Here is a 5908-nt window from a genome sequence, read left to right on the forward strand (position 1 = left end):
CGGGGGACTAAAAGCGGTAGCCTGGACGGATGTGGTACAGGTAGTCTTTCTGATTGGCGGGGGTCTGCTTACCACCTACCTGGCCCTGAGCGAAGTGGGCGAAGGCCAGGGGGTAGTTGCTGGTTTTTCCAACCTGCTGGACCGGGCGCCTGAAAAGTTTGTGATGATCTTTGACAGCAGCCACCCGGCCTATAGTTACCTGCCCGGTATCAGTGTACTGATCGGGGGCATGTGGATCGCCAACCTGAGTTACTGGGGCTTTAACCAGTACATCATTCAGCGGGCGCTGGCGGCCAAGAGCCTGTCAGAAGCCCAGCGGGGCCTTGCCTTTGCTGCCTTCCTGAAGGTGCTGATGCCCCTGATTGTGGTGGTGCCGGGCATCGTTGCCTTTGTGCTGCAGGCCGATATCTCAAAGTCGGATGAAGCCTATCCCTGGCTGCTGAACAACTTTGTCTTTACCGGCGCCAAGGGACTGGCCTTTGCTGCCCTAATAGCGGCTGTGGTTTCCTCCCTCAGCTCCATGACCAACAGTACGTCTACCATCTTCACTATTGATATTTTCCGGTCTTTTATCCGCCCGGAAGCCACAGAGCGCTCGCTGGTATTTGTAGGCCGTATTGTAAGCGCCGTAGCCCTCACAATAGCGGTGCTGGTGGCCCCTCAGCTAGCTGCTCTGGACCAGGCCTTCCAGTTCATTCAGGAATTTACCGGCTTTATCAGCCCGGGCATTGTGGCCATTTTTGCGCTGGGCCTGTTCTGGCGCAAGGCAACGGCCAATGGTGCCCTGTGGGCGGCCATCCTGTCCATCCCGCTTTCCTTCCTGTTTAAGTTTCTGTCGGAAGGAAATGAGGCAATGGGGATAGCTCCTGTTATGAACCTTCCGTTCCTGGACCGCATGGGGCTTGTATTCCTGATCCTTTGTGCGGTGATGATCATTATTTCCCTGATCGAAAACAGAGGGCAGGACAATCCTAAGTCCATCCGGGTAGAGAAGGGCCTGTTCTATACCGACCCTGTCTTTAACATGGCCGCGCTGGCTGTAAGTGCCATTGTTGCGGTGCTCTACATCCTGTTCTGGAACTAGGCAGAGAAGGGGTAGCGGGGGTAGAACTGCTGACTGTGCGGTCTATCCAAAAAACTACCCCCTACCGTGCTCATTAAGCAAAAAACCCCCTCTGCCTGGAAGCGGAGGGGGCTTTTTGGTTAAAGAGGAGAAAAACCTGTTAGGTTTTTGAACTGACAGGTTAGCCAGGAGTGTGCTACTACTGCTTGATAAAGCGTTTGATAGCGATCTGGCCACCCTGCTCCACTTTTAGCAGATAGAGGCCTGCGGGCAGCTCTTTGATGGACAGCTCATGTGTTGCGCTGGCAGTGCCGCCTGGCAACAGGCCCACGTGCATGCGCTGACCGGAGGCATTGATGATTTGGTAACGCAGGGCGCTGCTTCCCTGCTGAGGAAGGTGCAGGCGCAGGCTGGCTGAGGCAGGGTTGGGGTACAGGCTGATCTGGCGGGAGAAACTGCTTTCTTCCAGGCCCAGCGGGTTGCCGCCGGCACCCTGGTAAAAGATTGGCTGGTCAGTGAACAGCCTGAACTCACCGGGCTGCAGCTGCAGGCTGGTGGCACTGCTGCTGGCCTGCAGGCTATCTTTCTGGAAATAGGCGTACCACCAGCCAGTATGCTGGAAGCTAACGGAAGCTGGCTGAGGGGTAAGGCCAAAGTTGCCAATTATTACCACATTCATGTCTTCACTGTTGAGCTTAAGGGTGCGGATGGCGCCGGTGGCAGGCATCTGAAAATCAGCGGTCTCAAAAACCGGATAGGTGGTCTTTAGGTAATTAAGGGCTGAAAAGGTGCGGTAGAGCTGCTGGCGCTGCGCATCCTGCAGATACTCCCACCGCTGAGGCTTTTTGCCGGTACGCCCGTTCTGCTCGATGCTCACATCATAGCCCAGCTCGCCAAACTGCCAGAGCATTTTAGGGCCGGGTACGGGAATAAAGAAGGCTGCTGCCAGCTTTACGCGGTCCAGGGCAGTGGCCAGTTCCTTAATGTTGTAGGTGCCGCTGCTGTTGCCGTACTGCAGGGCCTTGAAGAGCTGCCGCTCCTCATCATGACTTTCCATATAGCCAACCAGGTTGGGCTCGTTCCAGCCTCGGGCCTTATAGGAGAGCCAGCGCAGGTCACTGCCGCCGGAGCTAAGGTCGTAGCCCATGATGGCCTGCCCGTAGTTGTGGTGCAGGTTGCCCCAGAGCATCATGCCGTAATTGGCCAGCTCGGTTTCTTCCGAGTTATCGGCAAAGTGTTCCAGGATCACATAGGCGTCCGGATCGGTCTGCCAGATCTGGTCGGCCATGCGCTTGAGGGTAGCTACCCGTTCGGCATCATAGGCACCCCAGGCGCCCACATTATCGCCGGTAATCTTTTGGGTAAAGCCTTTGGAGAGGTCAAAGCGGTAGCCGTCTATCCGGTATTCTTCCAGCCAATAGCGGTTTACCTGGTCCAGGAAGGCCCGGGTGTAGGGGCTCTCGTGGTTCATGTCGGTAAAGACATTGAAGGGGTGGGTAGGCTGCGGGTTGAAATAGGGATTATCGGTACTGGCGGTGCTGCCGGCCCACCACATTTTCAGGAAGGGGGCGGGGTAGTCCTGGTGGTTCATGGTAATGTCCAGGATTACGGCCATGCCGCGCTGGTGCGCTTTGTCTACCAGCTCTTTGAGCTTGTTCTTGGGGCCATACCATTTGTCCAGCGCGGTCATAAAGGTGGGGTTGTAGCCCCAGCTGTCGTTGCCATTAAATTCCTGCACGGGCATCAGCTGGATGGCGGTCACATGCAGGGAGTCCAGATACTCCAGGCGGTCAATTACCCCCTGAAAGGACTCCTCGGCCGAAAAGTCGCGCACCAGCAGTTCATAGATGATGAGATCTTCTTTCTTGGGCCGGGTATAGCCGCTGCTCTGCCATTGGTACTCATTTTCTTGTACCTGAAAGGCGGTGAGGCGGTCGGTAGCGGCGGCAGCCGGAAAGGAGGGAAGACCGGGGTAGCGGCTGGCCGTTATGTACTGGTCGTTGCCGGAATCAAGCACCTTTTCGCTATAGGGGTCGGCAATCTTTATGGTCTGGTCTACCAGGTAATAGTAGAGGTACTCCCGGCTGGGCTCCAGCCCGGATAGGGTGAGCCAGAACAGATCACCCTGCCGCTTCATGAGGTAGGCGGGGTCTACTTCCCAGTTGGTAAAATCACCCACGGCATACACACTGTTCTTGCCCGGGGCGGAGAGTACCAGGGTAACTTCCCCGCTGCCGGTACGGTTAATGCCCTGCTTCAGGCTGGCCGAGGGCAGGGGAGCCGTGGGGGAGATGACCCGCTTGAGTACATCAATTGTGTCGGAATCGGTATTGGTACCATCTGTGGCGGTCACCACAATACGATCCAGATCATTGGTGCCGCTAAAGGTGTAGGTATAGCTGATGGAGGTAACACCCGTTTCGGTGCGTACAAGCTGATCATTAATCTTAATTGTAATAGTGGATGCGGCAGAAGCCTGTGCCTGTATGGTAATTTGCTCACCGGCACTGGCAAAGATGGGAGATGCGCTTGGCTGTGTAATGGATACAGCAAAACCCTCATACACCTCTACAAAAATATCGCCGTTCTGGGCGGTTTTGCCTTCCCGGCTGCCGTCGGCATTGCGGAACACCATGCCGATGCGGTAAATGGTCTCGCTGGCGGGCACTCCAAAATAGGCACGGGGCGAGGGGAGGGTGATCTTCCAGAGGTTGGTCTGGCCTTCTACTTTCTCCATCTGGCCAACGCCATTGTCCTGACCCCAGTTTCCTTTTACATATTTCCACTCGGTGCTGTTGGGACCGGCAGTAACCACACCGGCGTGCATGTACACCTTGCTGGCACCTACCAGGCCGGCATTGCCCTGGCTGGCATCAAAATAGATGGTAACGGCTTTGTCGTGCTGGACAAAGGCTGGTTCTGTTGTAACCTGTGCCTGCAGCACCAACGGCAGGAGCAGGAAGAGCAGGAGGTAAAACTTTTTCATACGCTAATAGTCAATTCATCAGTTTGGGTTAATTTTTACAAAACTGCAGTCCGCACTCAGGGCAACAGCCAGACCGAGGATACTTCCAGGCTGTAGGGAGTGTTGGAAAGGGGCTGCTCAGGTACCAGGGTTACTTCTATCTTTTCTACATCCTGCAGGCGGAAAGGGGGTGCCTGGGCCGGTGCAAACCAGAAGGGATGAAAACCCGGATAGGGTCTTGGCAGCAGCATCATGCGGTCGGGTTTCAGCTCCTTGAGCCCAATCTCCAGTTGGCTTAACACATTGCCCAGCTCCACATAGGCGGCATAGCTGGCGGCATCTTTGGTGATCAGGCTCACCTTTAGCCGTTGAGGCTGATCTCCATCTGTGCGGGCCTTGATAAGCAATTTGGTAAAGGCAGCAAGCTCTCCCTGCCGGCCGGCCAGTTTCTCCAGCACCGGCAATTGCCAGCCCAGGACCCCTTCAGAGGGGAGAGCCGGTACGGCCAGCCGGAGCAGCAGCTGGCCGGGCAGGTTGGTAGTCAGCAGCTGACGCTCCTCCGGACGCCAGAGGTTGGGGTATACCAGGGGCTGGCGGTCGGTGGCGGCATCAAAAAGTGCCAGGGCACTGCCGGGAGCAGCTACATAGGTTTCCCAGCTTTCATCTTCTGTATAATCCCAGGCCCAGGGGTTACCCGGGTGGTTTCCCGGATAGGTAAAGGCAGTGGTATCGCCCTGCTGCAGCAGCAGGCGGTAACTGATCAGGCCGGGGGTAGCCAGGTCGGCGGGCACTTCTGCCCTGTATTCGTAGGCACTGTAGCGCTCCATGGGCAGGTTTTTCCAGACACCGGAATAGGTCCGCATCAAGACCGTAAGTGTTGCCGTGCTATCTACCCCTACCACACGGGCAGTAAGAGTAAAAGCCTTGCCGGCGCTTAGCTCCCGAAAGGGGGTATGCTGCACATAGGGAGCGCTGCTGCGGGGCTGGGGAGCCACAAACTCGGCCATGCCCAGTATCCCTTTCAGCTTGCCAGTGGGGGTTTTACCGCCTTTTTCGCCCCGGCGCAGCAGGTAAGTGCCCGGTGCTATCGTAAAGGCGCCCTCCCGGCTGTTTGTTCGCAAGCTGTTCCCTTCATTCGCCCCTTCGATGCGAAATGTGGGGGAGAGATCGGGCAGCTGGATGCGCATGGAGTGGGCCTGCCACTGGATGCGCGTTACTTCCTTAGCGGGCGAGGCTTTGGCATAGGGGTCCCGGATGGGGATGGCATCGGGCATCACCTCCAGCCGCCAGAGGCCCCCTTCCAGCTTATCCAGAAAGTAGGCGCCAGTTCCCTCATACTGTACCACCGGAGAGCTGCCCACGCCCGCCAGCTGCTGCAACCTGGCAAGGTTTTTAGGAGGGGTAGAGGTAGTGCCGGTGTAGTAGAATTCCTCCGGAGTGTTCATTTCGCTGAGCTGCTGCCGGTGGCTGAGGCGAAACACATCAAAGAGCGTATCGGCCGGATAGGCGCCCCAGCTCTTGCTGCGGGGCAGCCGGTTGAATGCTTTGGCGGCAATCAGCAGGCTGATGGCTTTGGCAGGGGTATAGGCCAGGTTTACGTAGTGGGTCTGGTACTCGGTATTGGCATAGGCGGTAGCCAGGGGGTCGTAGGCAAACTGGGTGGCCCACTGGAAGCCGGCGGAGCGAAAGGATCGGGCCATGGCCGGGTACATGTAGGGGCTCATGATATCGCCCCCATCAAACTCATAAACCATGCGGGCCTTGTTGCGGTAGGCGGGAATGGTATCAAAGGGGATGGCATACTGGTCCACATGAGGCAGGTAATTGCCCTGCAGGGTACGGTTGGCCACCAGGCCCGAGGGGTACCAACTGAAAGCTGA

Annotated in this window: 3 protein-coding genes; 1 reads left to right on the forward strand and 2 read right to left on the reverse strand. The window is 56.9% G+C overall.

From position 1 onward, the window contains the following. A partial coding sequence (locus ADICEAN_RS19990; protein WP_040398475.1) for a sodium:solute symporter family transporter occupies nucleotides 1-1084 on the forward strand: 1084 nt, incomplete at its 5' end. Between the two features lie 178 nt (nucleotides 1085-1262). Here the strand turns inward: ADICEAN_RS19990 and ADICEAN_RS19995 are convergent. Next, on the reverse strand, nucleotides 1263-4049 hold the full coding sequence (locus ADICEAN_RS19995; RefSeq protein ID WP_009197486.1) for a DUF4961 domain-containing protein: 2787 nt from the start codon (nucleotides 4047-4049) through the stop codon (nucleotides 1263-1265). Nucleotides 4050-4105: 56 nt separating this feature from the next. Further along, the coding region (locus ADICEAN_RS22830; RefSeq protein ID WP_040398478.1) for a hypothetical protein at nucleotides 4106-5908 on the reverse strand (1803 nt) is incomplete at its 5' end.

The sequence above is a fragment of the Cesiribacter andamanensis AMV16 genome (genome assembly GCF_000348925.1).
GTDB classification, from domain to species: domain Bacteria; phylum Bacteroidota; class Bacteroidia; order Cytophagales; family Cyclobacteriaceae; genus Cesiribacter; species Cesiribacter andamanensis.